The 14,187-nt window shown below is 71.0% G+C and carries 12 protein-coding genes and 1 pseudogene; 4 read left to right on the top strand and 9 right to left on the bottom strand.

The window, feature by feature from the left end; all coding sequences use genetic code 11:
* The 7 genes and pseudogenes from VIW71_RS18840 to VIW71_RS18870 all read right to left on the bottom strand — a co-directional run.
* Positions 1 to 1,489 (bottom strand): annotated as a pseudogene (locus VIW71_RS18840) (ATP-binding protein); the annotation flags it as partial.
* A gap of 202 nt (positions 1,490 to 1,691) precedes the next feature.
* Complete coding sequence (locus VIW71_RS18845) at positions 1,692 to 2,423, bottom strand: TerD family protein (protein WP_331623529.1); 732 nt, start codon at positions 2,421 to 2,423, stop codon at positions 1,692 to 1,694.
* Positions 2,424 to 2,513: 90 nt separating this feature from the next.
* A complete protein-coding gene (locus VIW71_RS18850; protein WP_331623518.1) occupies positions 2,514 to 3,653 on the bottom strand; it encodes a DUF475 domain-containing protein in 1,140 nt (379 codons plus the stop codon).
* Positions 3,654 to 3,711: 58 nt separating this feature from the next.
* Entirely contained in the window at positions 3,712 to 4,293 is a 582-nt protein-coding gene (locus tag VIW71_RS18855; protein ID WP_331623519.1) for a TerD family protein, read from the bottom strand.
* A gap of 121 nt (positions 4,294 to 4,414) precedes the next feature.
* The gene (locus tag VIW71_RS18860; RefSeq protein ID WP_331623520.1) at positions 4,415 to 4,990 is read right to left on the bottom strand and encodes a TerD family protein; all 576 of its coding nucleotides are present in this window, start codon (positions 4,988 to 4,990) and stop codon (positions 4,415 to 4,417) included.
* A gap of 161 nt (positions 4,991 to 5,151) precedes the next feature.
* Positions 5,152 to 5,610 (bottom strand): peroxiredoxin, encoded by a 459-nt coding sequence (locus VIW71_RS18865; RefSeq protein WP_331623521.1) that lies wholly within the window; start codon positions 5,608 to 5,610, stop codon positions 5,152 to 5,154.
* Positions 5,611 to 6,021: 411 nt separating this feature from the next.
* Positions 6,022 to 6,462 carry a DUF3052 domain-containing protein gene (locus VIW71_RS18870; protein ID WP_331623522.1) on the bottom strand — a complete coding sequence of 147 codons (441 nt, stop codon included), beginning with the start codon at positions 6,460 to 6,462 and terminating at the stop codon, positions 6,022 to 6,024.
* A 403-nt stretch (positions 6,463 to 6,865) separates the two neighbouring features.
* Between VIW71_RS18870 and aceE the strand changes: the two genes are divergently transcribed.
* The 4 genes from aceE to VIW71_RS18890 all read left to right on the top strand — a co-directional run bounded on the left by aceE (position 6,866) and on the right by VIW71_RS18890 (position 12,449).
* Positions 6,866 to 9,613 (top strand): pyruvate dehydrogenase (acetyl-transferring), homodimeric type, encoded by a 2,748-nt coding sequence (gene aceE / locus VIW71_RS18875; protein WP_331623523.1) that lies wholly within the window; start codon positions 6,866 to 6,868, stop codon positions 9,611 to 9,613.
* Between the two features lie 284 nt (positions 9,614 to 9,897).
* Entirely contained in the window at positions 9,898 to 11,091 is a 1,194-nt protein-coding gene (locus VIW71_RS18880; RefSeq protein WP_331623524.1) for an alpha/beta hydrolase, read from the top strand.
* Between the two features lie 167 nt (positions 11,092 to 11,258).
* Positions 11,259 to 11,633, top strand: a complete 375-nt coding sequence (locus VIW71_RS18885) for an MmcQ/YjbR family DNA-binding protein (protein ID WP_331623525.1) — start codon at positions 11,259 to 11,261, stop codon at positions 11,631 to 11,633.
* Positions 11,634 to 11,672: 39 nt separating this feature from the next.
* Positions 11,673 to 12,449 carry a DUF4429 domain-containing protein gene (locus tag VIW71_RS18890; protein ID WP_331623526.1) on the top strand — a complete coding sequence of 259 codons (777 nt, stop codon included), beginning with the start codon at positions 11,673 to 11,675 and terminating at the stop codon, positions 12,447 to 12,449.
* 132 nt (positions 12,450 to 12,581) lie between these two features.
* Here VIW71_RS18890 and VIW71_RS18895 read toward each other — a convergent pair whose 3' ends face one another.
* Positions 12,582 to 13,613 carry an aldo/keto reductase gene (locus tag VIW71_RS18895; protein ID WP_331623527.1) on the bottom strand — a complete coding sequence of 344 codons (1,032 nt, stop codon included), beginning with the start codon at positions 13,611 to 13,613 and terminating at the stop codon, positions 12,582 to 12,584.
* Positions 13,613 to 14,086, bottom strand: coding sequence for a MerR family transcriptional regulator (locus tag VIW71_RS18900; protein WP_331623528.1), 474 nt, complete (start codon positions 14,084 to 14,086; stop codon positions 13,613 to 13,615). Before VIW71_RS18900 ends, VIW71_RS18895 begins: the two co-directional genes overlap by 1 nt.
* Positions 14,087 to 14,187 lie beyond the last annotated feature (101 nt).

Below are 14,187 nucleotides of genomic sequence, written 5' to 3' on the forward strand. Positions count from 1 at the left end.
AGGATCCGGGACCGCGCGTGCCGTCGGCCGCGTCGAGGTGGCGCAGCAGCAGAAAACGCACGACCGGGTGGGAGATCATGTCCCCGTCGTCCTCGAACCGGCCCCGCACCGCGGGCGCCACACCCTGCCACAGCCCCTCCGCGGCCTCGGCCTGCCCCTGGGTGAGGGCGGCTGCGGCCCGTGGCAGCACCTGGCGCAGGCTCGCGTCGAGATCGGCGTGCAGCAGGTCGAGGATGGCGTCCGCGACCGTCACCGGACGGTGACCGCGCGCGCCGTCCTCACCGGACGCCGACTGCCGGGCGGTCCGGCTGTCGGCCGCGTCCGAGGCGGCGGGCAGGCCGGGCCAGCGCTGTGTACGGTCCGCCCAGGAGGTGCCGGGCGGAAAGCGGGTGACGGCGTCGAGAACGGCACCGGTGGCGGCGGGCTGGCCGCGGGTCGCGCTGTGCACGATCCAGCCCAGCCAGTACGAGGCGTTGTCCGCGGCGGGTTGCAAGGTGCCCTCGGGCAGAGCGGCCAGGACGGCGCCCGCGTGCTCGTCGACCTCGGCGCGCGCCAGGTCCCGCAGCCGCCCGGCGTGCAGCCGCCCCACCCGTACCGGGGTGAACCGCTCCCCGTCGGCCGACCAGCTCTGCCCGTAGTCGGGCAGGGCGGGCAGCCGCTGCTCCTCACGGACCAGAGCCTCGGGCGGGCGGCGGGCTGCGGCCACCACGAGCAGCGGGTCGGTACGGGCGGGCCGGCCGCCAACACCGCCGCGTGCGTCGAGCAGCAGCTCCAGAATCGTTTCGCCGAGTTCGCTGTCGGCGTTGTCGAGCAGCACCAGGCAGTGCGCGGTGCGGCGGCGGTGCCCGTTGCGCTTCTCGTAGGCGGCGCGCAGGTCGGCGAGGAAGGCCTCGAACAGCAGCCGCTGGGCCTCCTTCTGCTGTTCCGGGTAGCCGCGGAAGAGGTGGTTGACGCCGACCAGGAAGTCGGCGCCCGCGCGCGGCCCGCCCACGTCCCTGGCCGCGCGTGCGATCCGGCGGTTCAGCAGCACCTTGGCCCTGACCCGCTGGGTGCCGCGGATGATCGGGATGATCTGGGTGACCCAGCCGGGCAGCAGCCCGCCGGTGACCGCGGCGACGCCGTCGAGCAGCGGTTGCAGCGACTCGTACGAGTACTCCTGCTGGGCGGTGCCCTGCAGCAGCGTCTGCATCTGGGCGACGGCCGCCTCCCGGTCGCGGGTGCTGACCGCCGCGGCGGCGGCCAGCAGCAGCACGCTGAAGGACGGGAAGCCCAGTGGCGGCACGGTGTCCTTGCGTGCCTGGAGCTGGTAGGCGAGTTCGGCCAGCGCGTCGAAGAGCGTCTTGTCGCCCTGTGCCATGGCCGCCAGGTCCAGGCCGGCCACCGGGGCGGCCCGGCCCCACGTTTCGAGGTGGCGCAGCAGCGAGGTCTTGCCGCTGCCGCGCCCTCCCAGCAGGAGCACGGCCGGGAGGTCGCCGAGGGATCCCGGCACCCGTCCGAGGTGCGTCTCGACGTACGTCCGTATCGCCCGGTCCCGTAAGGACCGCCCTGGCCAGTCGGGCAAAGCACACCCCCCGCGTGCCGCACAGTTGATCTCTCGCTCGGGCGTCAGCCCTCGGTGGCTACCTACAGTGCCCCAAATCCCGTGCATCGCAAGCGTATTGCCGCAACTGATGTCATCCCGACACGGGGGCTCAGACCTTGGACTTGTAGCCCCGTCCCCACTGGAGGCCCCACCCGTAGAGCCGGTCGATCTCGGCCTGGAAACCGTAGACGTACCTCACCTCGCGGCGCACGGTCAGCTCACCCTTGCGGTTCTCGATCAGCACCACCGCGCAGGAACGGGCCTGCGGTTCGCGTTCGCGCAGCGGGATCTCGATCCGGGGGCCGGAGCCGGGGAAGATCTCGACCTTGGCGTGGGTGCGGTCGAAGGCGGGTGTGCCGTCGTAGATGTAGACGAAGACCAGCAGCCTTTTGAACTCGTCGCGCTTGTCGAAATTGATGTAGAGGGTCTCCCCCGAGGTGCCGCCGAACCGGTCGTCGCCGCTCATCTGGATGTACGGGGGCGCGTCGAGGTCGCCGAGGAAGTTGCCCAGCGGCTGGACAACTCCCTTGGTGCCGTCGGTGAGTTCGTACATGCAGGCGAGGTCGAGGTCGACGTTGACCATCGCGGGTCCGGCGGCCTGCACGACGTGTGGCTTGAAGACGTCGAGCTGGCGGCGGAAGAAGCCGCCCCGGTCGGTGGTCCAGCCGCCGGTGTCGGACGTGCGCATCTCCCAGGAGAGGTTGACCCGCATGTTGCCGACCGCGGCGCCCTGCTTGGTGAGCGAGACCACCGGGTGCCGCTTGGTGAGCTCCACGGTGTGCGTGTTCGCGACGTCTAGCTGCCCGGCACCGCTGGGCCGCAGGAACCGCCACCAGACCATCTGCTCTTCACTCTCCCTGTCCGCAGGAACTTCGCCCATACGGCGCTGCCCCCGCCGGGCGGCGGGGGCAGCGCATCGCGCGGGTCCGGGTCAGACCCCGGACACGACTTCCGACTTCTCGTCCGCCTGATCCGATCCTTCCCCGAGGCGGCGGTTGCGTACCACCGAGGACCAGTACGACGCCGCGATCAGGACAACACCGATGAGTCCGGTGATGATCTCGCTGACCTCGTACTTGATGGTGACCAGCAGGATGACGGCCAGCGCGCCGATCGCGTAGTGCGCGCCGTGCTCCAGGTAGACGTAGTCGTCCAGGGTGCCCTTGCGGACCAGGAAGACGGTGAGCGACCTGATGTACATCGCGCCGATACCGAGGCCCAGGGCGATCTCGAAGATGTCGTTGGTGATGGCGAAGGCGCCGATGACGCCGTCGAAGGAGAAGGACGCGTCGATGACTTCCAGGTAGAGGAACGTGGCGAACGCGGCCTTGCCGGCCAGTCCGGCGACCGTCGCGGTGCCCGGGCTCCTCTCCGCCGCCGGCTCCCCGTCCTCGCCCTCCTCCTCGTCTTCGAGCCGTTCCTCGAAGAAGCTGGAGATCCCGCCGACCACGAGGTACGTGAGCAGGCCGCCGACGCCGGAGAGCAGGACGGTGGCGGCCTTGTCGATGGTGCCGTGCCCGCCGTGCACCGGCACCGCGGTGGCGACGGTGGTGGCCGTGACGATCAGCGTGACCAACGCGATGACCACCGAGAGCATGTCCAGCTTGCCGAGCCTGGCCAGCGGCTTCTCCAGCCAGGACAGCCAGGTGATCTCCCGCTCCTCGAAGATGAAGTCGAGGAAGATCATCAGCAGGAACATGCCACCGAAGGCGGCGATCGCCGGGTGGGCGCTGGTGACCAGCGCCTCGTAGCGGTCGTGGTCGTCGATCGCGACCTTGACCGCCTCATAGGGGCTGAGCTTGGCCGTGATCGCCACGATGACGATGGGGAAGACGAGCCGCATCCCGAAGACGGCGATGAGGATGCCGATGGTGAGGAACATCCGCTGCCAGAAGGGGTTCAGCTTGCGCAGGATGCCCGCGTTGATGACGGCGTTGTCGAACGAGAGCGAGATCTCCAGGACGGACAGGATCGCGACAATGGCCAGGGCCTTGGGCCCCCAGAGGACGCCCGCCAGGGCTAGGCCGGCGGCTGTGACGCCGAACGACCAGCCGAATGTTCTGAGGAGCACGTGCTACCCACCCAATCCGTTGTGACCAAGCACGGGATCCCCCGCTCGGTACGCGGCTTTACGAAACGTTGACCCCGAAGTCTAGGGCGATGCCCCGCAGACCCGACGCGTACCCCTGTCCCACCGCCCGGAACTTCCACTCGCCGCCATAGCGGTAGAGCTCGCCGAAGATCATCGCGGTTTCGGTCGAAGCGTCCTCGGTCAGGTCGTAACGGGCGAGTTCGGCGCCGTCGGACTGGTTGATCACCCGGATATAGGCGTCGCTGACCTGGCCGAACGTCTGCGCACGGGCGTCGGCGTCGTAGATCGAGACCGGAAAGACGATCTTGTCGACCCGCTCGGGGACCGTGGTCAGGTCCACCAGGATCGTCTCGTCGTCGTCAGCGCCGCCGGTACCGCCGACCAGCTCGTCACCGGTGTGCTCGACCGAGCCGTCCGGGCTCTTGAGGTTGTTGTAGAAGACGAAGTACTCGTCGCCCGGCACCCGGCCCCCCGCGCAGAGCAGCGCGCTGGCGTCCAGGTCGAAGTCGGCTCCGGTGGTCGAGCGGGCCCTCCAGCCGAGGCCGATCCGCACCTGGGTGAGGTTCGGCGCGGCCTTGGAGAGGGAGACATTGCCTCCCTTGGCGAGCGTGACGCCCATGACGGTTTCCTCCCCGTTGTCGTTCCGCGTGCCGGTCGGCGTGCGGGTCGGACGCCGGCGCCGCCCGCGGGGGCCGGACGGCGGCGCCCGTGCGCGGTGGGACGGCGGCGCCCGTGCGCGGTCAGACGTTCACGCCGAAGTCCTGCGCGATGCCGCGCAGCCCCGAGGCGTACCCCTGCCCGATGGCCCGGAACTTCCACTCGGCGCCGTGCCGGTACAGCTCGCCGAAGACCATGGCGGTCTCGGTGGAGGCGTCCTCGGTCAGGTCGTAACGGGCCAGTTCGCGCTGGTCGGCCGCGTTGAGCACCCGGATGTACGCGTTGCGCACCTGACCGAAGCTCTGCTGCCGGGACTCGGCCTCGTAGATGGAGACGGGGAAGACGATCTTGGCCACGTCGACCGGTACCCCGGCCAGATTGACGTTGATCGCCTCGTCGTCGCCCTCGCCCTCACCGGTGAGGTTGTCGCCGGTGTGCTCGACCGAGCCGTCCGGGCTGCGGAGGTTGTTGAAGAACACGAAGTGCTGGTCGGACAGGACCTTGCCCTGGTCGTTGGTGAGCAGCGCGCTCGCGTCCAGGTCGAAGTCGGTGCCGGTGGTGGTACGGGCGTCCCAGCCCAGACCCACGACGACCGCCGTGAGATTCGGCGCCTCCTTGGTCAGCGAGACGTTGCCACCCTTGCTGAGGCTGACTCCCACGAGTCCTCCCGTCCGTTCGGTGCGCCGGGCCGCGGTACGCGGCGGTCGCAGAGCTGAAGCTGGTGCGGTGTCCACCGCCGTGTCCACCGGCCGACCGGTTGCCGCGGCTCGTACCGGTCAACCCGATCAACGCCCCGAGCCTAGTGACCGGTTCCCGTCGGCTACAGCGCTTCGAGCGCCTTTGCGTACTCACGAAGGTCGCGGGCGTCCGGCAGGCCGTTGACGATGGTCCAGCGGACCGTGCCCCGCTTGTCGATCACGAACGTGCCGCGCAGCGCGCACCCCTTGTCCTCGGCGAACACGCCGTACGCCCGGGACGCCTCCCCGTGCGGCCAGAAGTCGGACAGCAGCGGGAAGTCCAGCTCCTCGGCGTCCGAGAAGACCCGCAGCGCGTGCATGGAGTCGCAGGACACCGCCACCACCTGGACCTGCTCGTTCTGGAAGGCCCCCAGCTCCGCCTGCACCGCCCTCAGTTCACCGGTGCACACCCCGGTGAAGGCGAACGGGAAGAAGAGCAGCACCACGTTCTTCTCCTCCCGGAAGTCCCCGAGCCCCACGGCTCGTCCGTGCTGATCCCGGAGCCGGAAGTCGGGCGCCTGCGCCCCGGCCTCGATCGCCATGGCTGGGTTTCCCTTCGGGGATACGGGGTGCGGTGCGCCCCGAAGGGGCGCGGGAGACCGCCGGGGTCGGGCCCGGCAGAACCGCGGATACGCCCCGGAGGGGCCCGGGGAACTGCGCGACCCGCCCCCACCGGCCGCCGCCCGGGAACGAGCTGAATCCGGCTCGGCGCGACCGGCGCGCCGCCGGGCGCGGACCCGTCGCCACTGAGCGCCAGTCCGCGCGCCCCTGCCGGGGCCCCCGCGGTCGTAGGCGTGCACTTCCTCACCGCGCCCCGGCGACCGTCGGATGGCCGGGGCGCGGGTTCGGCCGGGCGCGGTCTCGGGCCGCGGGGTCGCTGCCCGACCCGGTGGCGGCGCGGGCGCGGCCCGACATGGAGCCGCACGGGCGGCTGCCTGGTGTTCCGCCGGAGGCTATCGCTTGCCGGCGCGGGCCGCCTTCGGGGTGACCAGCCGGCTTCCGGTCCAGTCCTTCGCGGCGTTCACGCTGCTGGTCTGGGCCAGGCCCGCGGTCTGGGCCGCCTCGCCGATCTCGCTGGGCTCGACATGGCCCTCACGCCCGGTCTTCGGGGTCATGAGCCAGATCGGGGCGCCGGGGTCGACGGTCGAGGTGGCATCGACGAGTGCGTCGGTGAGATCGCCGTCCTCCTCGCGGAACCACAGCAGGACGGCGTCGGGCACGTCGTCGTACTCCTCGTCGGCGAGCTCCTCGCCCGTGAGCTCCTCGATACCCTCCCGGAGCTCCTGGTCGCAATCCTCGTCGTACCCGAGCTCCTGGACCACCTGTCCGGGCTCGAAACCAAGCCGGCTCGCCGGGTTGGTCCGCTCCTCCGCGTGGTCCGCGGTCGCGCTCACGCTTTGCCTCCTGTCATGGGAACTCTCTTGGTCTGTGTCTGCCCGCGACAGTGCGGGCTTATTGGCGGTAGTCCACACGGGCGCGGCGGATCGCGCAAGTACCCGGCGTACGAGACCGCCGAAACGGTGATGATTCGCCCGTCTTCCCCGCAACCCGCACCCCCCATGGTGACGCACATCACGACGGTTTGCCGGTGTTGCACGGGATTGGGGTCGCGAGTCGGTCGTACATCCGAGTGGGCGTAGAGTGCGGGTTTGGCCCTCCGCTCACCGAGCCGCAGCCGTCCGCACTGTCGGCGGCCTCGCGGTTACCGCCCGGTAGAGATGACGTTTCGATCCACGCGGTAGACGATGGATGCGGCGCGAGCCCCCAGAGCACCCGTCTAGCAATCGAAGGAACAGCGTGGCTTCCGGATCCGATCGCAACCCGATCATCATTGGCGGCCTTCCCAGCCAGGTCCCGGACTTCGATCCGGAGGAGACGGCGGAATGGCTCGACTCGCTCGACGCGGCCATCGACGAGCGCGGCCGGGAACGGGCCCGTTACCTCATGCTCCGCCTCATCGAGCGCGCCCGCGAGAAGCGTGTCGCGGTCCCGGAGATGCGCAGCAGCGACTACGTCAACACGATCGCGACCAGGGACGAACCGTTCTTCCCCGGCAACGAGGAGATCGAGCGCAAGATCCTCAACGCCACCCGGTGGAACGCGGCGGTGATGGTCTCCCGCGCGCAGCGCCCCGGTATCGGCGTCGGCGGCCACATCGCGACCTTCGCCTCGTCGGCCTCGCTGTACGACGTGGGCTTCAACCACTTCTTCCGAGGCAAGGACGACGGCCTCGGCGGCGACCAGATCTTCTTCCAGGGCCACGCCTCCCCCGGCATCTACGCCCGCGCCTACCTGCTCGACCGGCTCTCCGAGGCGCAGCTCGACGCTTTCCGGCAGGAGAAGTCCAAGGCCCCCCACGGCCTGTCCAGCTACCCGCACCCGCGGCTGATGCCGGACTTCTGGGAGTTCCCGACCGTCTCCATGGGCCTCGGCCCGCTCGGCGCGATCTACCAGGCCCGGATGAACCGCTACATGGAGGCGCGCGGCATCGCCGACACCTCCGGCTCGCACGTGTGGGCGTTCCTCGGCGACGGCGAGATGGACGAGCCGGAGTCACTCGGCCAGCTCTCCATCGCCGCCCGCGAGGGCCTGGACAACCTGACCTTCGTGGTCAACTGCAACCTCCAGCGCCTCGACGGCCCGGTGCGCGGCAACGGCAAGATCATCCAGGAGCTGGAGTCGCAGTTCCGCGGCGCCGGCTGGAACGTGATCAAGCTGGTCTGGGACCGCTCCTGGGACCCGCTGCTCGCCCAGGACCGGGACGGCCTGCTGGTCAACAAGATGAACACCACGCCGGACGGCCAGTTCCAGACCTACGCCACCGAGACCGGCGCGTACATCCGCGAGCACTTCTTCGGTGACGACCAGCGACTGCGCCGCATGGTGGAACACCTGACCGACGAGCAGATCCTGCACCTCGGGCGCGGCGGCCACGACCACCGCAAGATCTTCGCGGCGTACACCGCGGCGATGGAGCACAAGGGCCAGCCGACCGTCATCCTCGCCCAGACCATCAAGGGCTGGACGCTGGGCCCCAACTTCGAGGGCCGCAACGCGACCCACCAGATGAAGAAGCTCACCGTCGACGACCTCAAGCGGTTCCGGGACCGGCTGCACCTGCCGATCACCGACCGGCGCCTGGAGGAGGGCTACCCGCCGTACTACCACCCGGGCCGGGAGTCCGAGGAGATCCAGTACATGCACGACCACCGCAAGGCCTGCGGCGGCTACGTGCCGACCCGGATCGTGCGCGCCAAGCCGCTGCCGCTGCCCGAGGACAAGACGTACGCCTCCGCCAGGAAGGGCTCCGGGGCGCAGTCCATCGCCACCACCATGGCGTTCGTCCGCATCCTGAAGGACCTGATGCGGGACAAGGAGATCGGCAAACGCTTCGTGCTGATCGCGCCCGACGAGTACCGCACCTTCGGTATGGACGCGTTCTTCCCGAGCGCGAAGATCTACAACCCGCTGGGCCAGCAGTACGAGTCGGTCGACCGCGAGCTGCTGCTGGCGTACAAGGAGTCCCCGACCGGCCAGATGCTGCACGACGGCATCTCCGAGGCGGGCTGCACGGCCTCGCTGGTCGCGGCCGGCTCCGCGTACGCCACGCACGGCGAGCCGCTCATCCCGGTGTACGTCTTCTACTCGATGTTCGGTTTCCAGCGCACCGGCGACCAGTTCTGGCAGATGGCCGACCAGCTCGCCCGCGGCTTCGTGCTGGGCGCCACCGCGGGCCGCACCACCCTCACCGGTGAGGGCCTGCAGCACGCCGACGGCCACTCGCAGCTGCTGGCCTCCACCAACCCGGCGTGCGTCGCGTACGACCCCGCCTACGCCTACGAGATCGCGCACATCGTGCAGGACGGTCTGCGCCGGATGTACGGCGAGACCGCCGAGGGCAAGCCCGGCGAGGACGTGTTCTACTACCTGACCGTCTACAACGAGCCGATCCAGCACCCGGCCGAGCCGGCCGACGTGGACGTGGAGGGCATCCTCAAGGGCATCCACCGCGTCCGGGCCGCGGAGGCCGGCGCGATCCCGGCGCAGATCGTGGCCTCCGGGGTCGCGGTGCCGTGGGCGGTCGAGGCGCAGCGCATCCTCGCCGAGGAGTGGGACGTGCGGGCCGACGTCTGGTCGGCGACCTCCTGGAACGAGCTGCGGCGCGAGGCCGTGGCGGTGGAGGAGTACAACCTGCTGCACCCGGAGGAGGACCAGCGCGTCCCGTACGTGACGCGGAAACTGTCCGGCGCGGAGGGCCCGTTCGTGGCGGTCTCCGACTGGATGCGCTCGGTGCCGGACCAGATCGCCCGCTGGGTGCCGGGGCGCTACACCTCGCTGGGCGCGGACGGTTTCGGGTTCGCCGACACGCGCGGGGCGGCACGGCGTTTCTTCCACATCGACGCCGAGTCGATCGTGCTCGCCGTGCTGACCGAACTGGCACGGGAGGGCAAGGTCGACCGCTCGGTGCTCAAGCAGGCGGTGGACCACTACCAGCTCCTGGACGTGGCGGCGGCCGCCCCGGGCGCGGCGGGCGGGGACGCCTGAGTTCGGCCTGACACACAGGGGTACCGCGTGGGTCCGAAAGGGCCCGGCGGTGCCGAGCTGCGGGGCCCCGTACCGGTGGGAGACACCGGCCGGGGCCCCCGGCTTTTTCCGGTTCCGTGCCTCATCGGACATTCCATGCCCAAACGTGAGGTGGGTCACGGATGCACCGAGCACGCCCTCGCGTCTTCTACTGTGGTCACTGGACCCGCCGTCAGCCGACGGCACCTCCCCCCTGGTCCCCGGCCGCTCCGCCCGCCCGGGACGATTCCACGAGGCATCTGCGAGTGACCCTTCTCGAAGCGCGTCTGAGCCCCACCTCACTGCGTGCCCTGCTGGCCCTGACCGTCGTCTTCGTGATGCTGGCGATCACCGGCTGGACGGCGGTACGACCGCACGGCACCGGAGACCCGCGGGCCACAGCGCTGTCGGCGTGGAAACGCGGCACCGTCGGCGCCCGCAAGCTGCCGGACCCGCACGCCGCGGCCAGTACGATCGCCCGCTTCTTCGCCTCGCTCACCAGAGGCCAGCGGCTCCACCTCACCGACCGCTACCCGCTGGTGGTCGGCAACCTCAACGGCGTCCCGCTGACCCTGCGCTACCGGGCCAACCGCACGGCGCTCACGCAGGCCCACGCGGCCGAGGCCGCACGCGCGCACAGCGACAAGCTCACCCCCTCGGGGCGGCACGACGCCGAACGCCTGTCGATCCGGTACGCCTCGCTGCTCGCCGGCCACCGGCAGATCCTCGCCTTCGACCCCGCCGGCGCCGGCCGCGCCGCCGAGGTCTTCGGCGACCTCGCCACCGCCGCCCGGGTCTCCGTCATCGTGCCCGGCGTCGACACCAGCACACTCACTTTCGAGCGCTCCCACAAGGCGTACCGGTCCCCGGTCGGCATGGCCAAGGCGCTGTACGGCGCCGAGCGGGCGGCCGAGCCCGCCGCGCGGACCGCGGTGATCGCCTGGGCGGACTACACCTCGCCCTCCGGGGTGGGCCTCGACGCCTCGACCGGGGCGCTCGCCGAACGCGGGGCCACCCGGCTGAAAGGGCTGTTCACGGCGCTGCCCCGACACGCCGAGGTGTCCCTGTTCTGCCACTCCTACGGCTCGGTGCTGTGCGGGGTGGCCGCGCCCGGCCTGCCGCGCGGCAGGGTCTCCGACATCACGGTCTTCGGCAGCCCCGGGATGCGCGCCCGGCACGCCTCCGACCTGCACACCACCGCGAACGTCTGGGCGGCCCGGGACGGCAACGACTGGATCGGCGACGTGCCGCACCTGGAAATCGCCGGGCTCGGCCACGGCGCCGACCCGGTCTCGCGCGCCTTCGGCGCCCGCGTCGTCAGCGCGGCCGGCGCCAACGGCCATCCGGGCTATTTCGCGCCCGGCACGACGAGCCTGGCCAACTTCGTGGAGATCGCGCTGGGGAACTACGGGGCGGTGGCCTGCCAGGAGGGCGACTCCTGCACGGAGGGGCTGCTGTGATTGCCGCGTCTTCCCCTCCGGGTCGCTGACGGCGGTTCGCCGGTAGCGACCGAGCCGAAGGTCGCGCCCCTGTCGAAAGCGACGAGGAGAAGGGAGCGAGGAACGAGTGACCGTACGACGAGGACCGTCGACAGGCAATCCCAGCGACCGGAGGCGAGGGCGGGGCAATGAGGCGAAAGCACCGCGACAAGGGGGTCGAGTTCGAGGAGTTCGCCGCGATGGCTCTCGCGCTGCCGGGAGCGCATGAGCGGATCACATGGGGCACCGAGCACACCTTCCGGGTGGGCGAGAAGATCTTCACCATGGGCGCGCCCGAGGCCGCCCACGTCTCGCTCAAGGCTTCCCGGGAGGACCAGAGCGAACTGACGGCCGCCGACCCGGACACCTTCTCGGTGGCGCCGTACGTGGGCCGGTTCGGCTGGGTGCGGGTCGCCCTGGCGACCGTCGATCCGGCGGAGCTGAGCGAGCTGATCACCGAGGCGTGGCGGCGGACGGCGCCGAAGAAGGCGGTCCGCGCTTTCGATGACGCGCGTAGCGTGTAGGGGGCCCGGGCGAGCGGGGGCGGTCCTAAGCTGACCCTTATGGGTGACGTGCTGGCCGGAAGCAATGCCGTTTGGGAGTTCGAACCCGACGCAGTGGTGATCCGGTGGAACCGGGGGGCGCGCGGGTCCCGGCTGCTCCAGGCGCTCGGCGAACGGCGCATCCCGCACGCCGCCCTGGCGAGCGTGGAGCTGACGCAGGGGCGGCGCGGAACCGTCGTGCTGCGAGCGGTGCCGCGGCCCGGGGCCGATCCGCTGATCGAGGCGGCCGGCGGTCAGCTGAAGGAGACCTCGGACCCGTACCGGCTGGTGCTGCCCGAGCAGGCCGGCACGCTCGCCGAGTACTACCGCGACGAACTGGCGGTGGCGATCGGCACGGCGGGTGCGGCCGCCGGGACCTCGGCGGACACGGCGGGCTACGGGGAGGCGGCCGTGCGCTTCCTGGTGGACGCGCCGCCGGCGCCGCGCGCCTTCAAGGCGTACGACGGCAAGGCGTACTTCGACGGACGCACCGTCACCTTCCGCTGGTTCTGGACCGGCGCGTCCACCGCGAAGTGGAAGGCCGGTGACCAGTCGTTCCCGGTGGAGCAGCTCAGCGGGGTGGACTGGCGCTCACCCGAGCTGCTGCACGGCCATCTGCGGCTGCTGCGGAAGAACTCCGACCGGCCGGGCTCGTTCGGCGCGGCGCCCGGCGAGGCCGACCAGGACCCGGCGGCCGTGCTGTTCGGCCTCGGGTACGGGCCCGTGCACGAGTCGCTGCCGTTCGCGGCGGCGGTGCTGGCCGCGATCAGGGCCGTACGGGTCAAGCCGCAGCCGTGAGCCGCAGGGCACCGACCGGCCGGGGCTCCAGGCCCCGGAACCCGCTCGGGACTCCGGGCTGCCCGGCGCCCGGGACCGGTCGGACCCGGGGAGCCGCCCGCGACCGGTCGGTCCCGGGAAGCCGCCCCGCGGCTACTCCCGCGCCATCGAGGTCATGCTCATGTTCGGGTAGCGCGGGCCCGCGACCTGATCGGCGATCGCGTCCAGCCACTCCAGCTCGGTTTCGTCGAGCGTGATCCAGGACGCGGCGGCGTTCTCCCGCACCCGGGACGCCTTGCGGGTGCCAGGGATCGGCACCACCGGCAGGCCGTGCACGTCGGCCCGCTGGTGGAGCCAGGCCAGGGCGATCTGACCCAGCGTCGCGTCGTGCGCCTTCGCCGCCGTGCGGATCGGGTCGAGGAGGTCCGCGTTGCGCCGGGCGTTCTCCCCGCTGAAGCGCGGCTGGGTGCGGCGGAAGTCGCCCTCGGTCAGCTCGGCCGTCGCGTCCAGGAACGCGCCGGTCAGAAAGCCCCGGCCGAGCGGCGAGTACGGCACCAGGGCCGCGCCGAGCTCGACCGCCGCACCCACCGCGGAGATCTCCACGTCACGGCTGAACAGCGACCATTCCGACTGCACCGCGGTGATCGGGTGCACCGCGTGCGCCTCGCGGACCTCCGCGCCGGTCACCTCCGACAGCCCGAGGTAGCGGACCTTGCCCTCCGCCACGAGTTCGGCCATCGCGCCCACCGACTCGCTGAACGGCACGTGCGGGTCGTAGCGGTGCATGTAGTACAGGTCGATCACGTCCGTGCCGAGCCGCTTCAGGCTCGCCTCGACGGCCTGCCTGACGTAAGCGCGGTCGTTGCGGACACCGCGGTAGGCCGGGTCCTCGGCCTTGCGGACGATGCCGAACTTGGTGGCCAGGGTGATCTCGTCGCGGTGCGCCCGGACGAAGGGCGCCAGGAACTCCTCGTTGGCGCCGCTGCCGTAGATGTCCGCACTGTCGAAGAGGGTGACGCCGCACTCCAGCGCGGCCTCCAGCGTCTCGCGCGCCGCGGCCTCGTCGGTGTCGCCGTAGAACTCGCTGATGCCCATGCAGCCCAGGCCCTGGACCCCGACCACGGGTCCGTCCGCGCCCAGCTGCACGGTGCTGATCTTCCCGCTGTTCCTGCTCTCGCCTGCCATCAAACGCCTGTCCTCTCCTGAGCGCGCCCGGCGCCCGCGTATGTGCTGATCTTGCTGTCGAGCACGGTGAGGGTGTCCTGCAGTTCGGCGATCCGCTGGAGGACGTCCAGCCGGGTCGCCTCCAGCAGCGCCTTGCGCTGCGCGTACGTGTGGTCGCCGGCTCTGACCATTTCGGCGTACCGCACCATGTCGGCGACCGGCATCCCGGTGAGCCGCAGCTTGCCGACGAAGGCCAGCCAGGCCAGGTCGCGGTTGGTGAACCGCCGCTGCCCGGTGTGCGAGCGGTCCACGTGCGGCATCAGGCCGATCCGCTCGTACCAGCGCAGTGTGTGTGCGCTCAGTCCGGTGAAGTCGGCGACCTCGCTGATCGTGTACTGATCCTGCCCGTCGGCCCGCGGATAGGGCTCGGGGACCTCACAACTGCTCGTCAGCGCGCCCGGTTCCGTCTCCGCCGCCACCCGTACGACCGTCATGGCCCCAACGCTAAGTCCCTGGAGTGCACTCCAAGCAAGTGGCTTCGGAGAGCGTCCCGACCTGTGAACGGATCGGCCTAGCGCCCCCCGGTCCGCGGCCG

Origin of the sequence: Streptomyces sp., from assembly GCF_036524955.1 — a bacterium.
Taxonomy (GTDB): Bacteria; Actinomycetota; Actinomycetes; order Streptomycetales; family Streptomycetaceae; genus Actinacidiphila.

Coding starts and splice junctions, on each gene's coding strand:
- VIW71_RS18845 (WP_331623529.1), bottom strand. CDS start 2,423: ATGGTCTGGTGGCGGTTCCTGCGGCCCAGCGGTGCCGGGCAGCTAGAC.
- VIW71_RS18855 (WP_331623519.1), bottom strand. CDS start 4,293: ATGGGCGTCACGCTCGCCAAGGGAGGCAATGTCTCCCTCTCCAAGGCC.
- VIW71_RS18865 (WP_331623521.1), bottom strand. CDS start 5,610: ATGGCGATCGAGGCCGGGGCGCAGGCGCCCGACTTCCGGCTCCGGGAT.
- VIW71_RS18885 (WP_331623525.1), top strand. CDS start 11,259: ATGAGGCGAAAGCACCGCGACAAGGGGGTCGAGTTCGAGGAGTTCGCC.
- VIW71_RS18890 (WP_331623526.1), top strand. CDS start 11,673: ATGGGTGACGTGCTGGCCGGAAGCAATGCCGTTTGGGAGTTCGAACCC.
- VIW71_RS18895 (WP_331623527.1), bottom strand. CDS start 13,613: ATGGCAGGCGAGAGCAGGAACAGCGGGAAGATCAGCACCGTGCAGCTG.
- VIW71_RS18900 (WP_331623528.1), bottom strand. CDS start 14,086: ATGACGGTCGTACGGGTGGCGGCGGAGACGGAACCGGGCGCGCTGACG.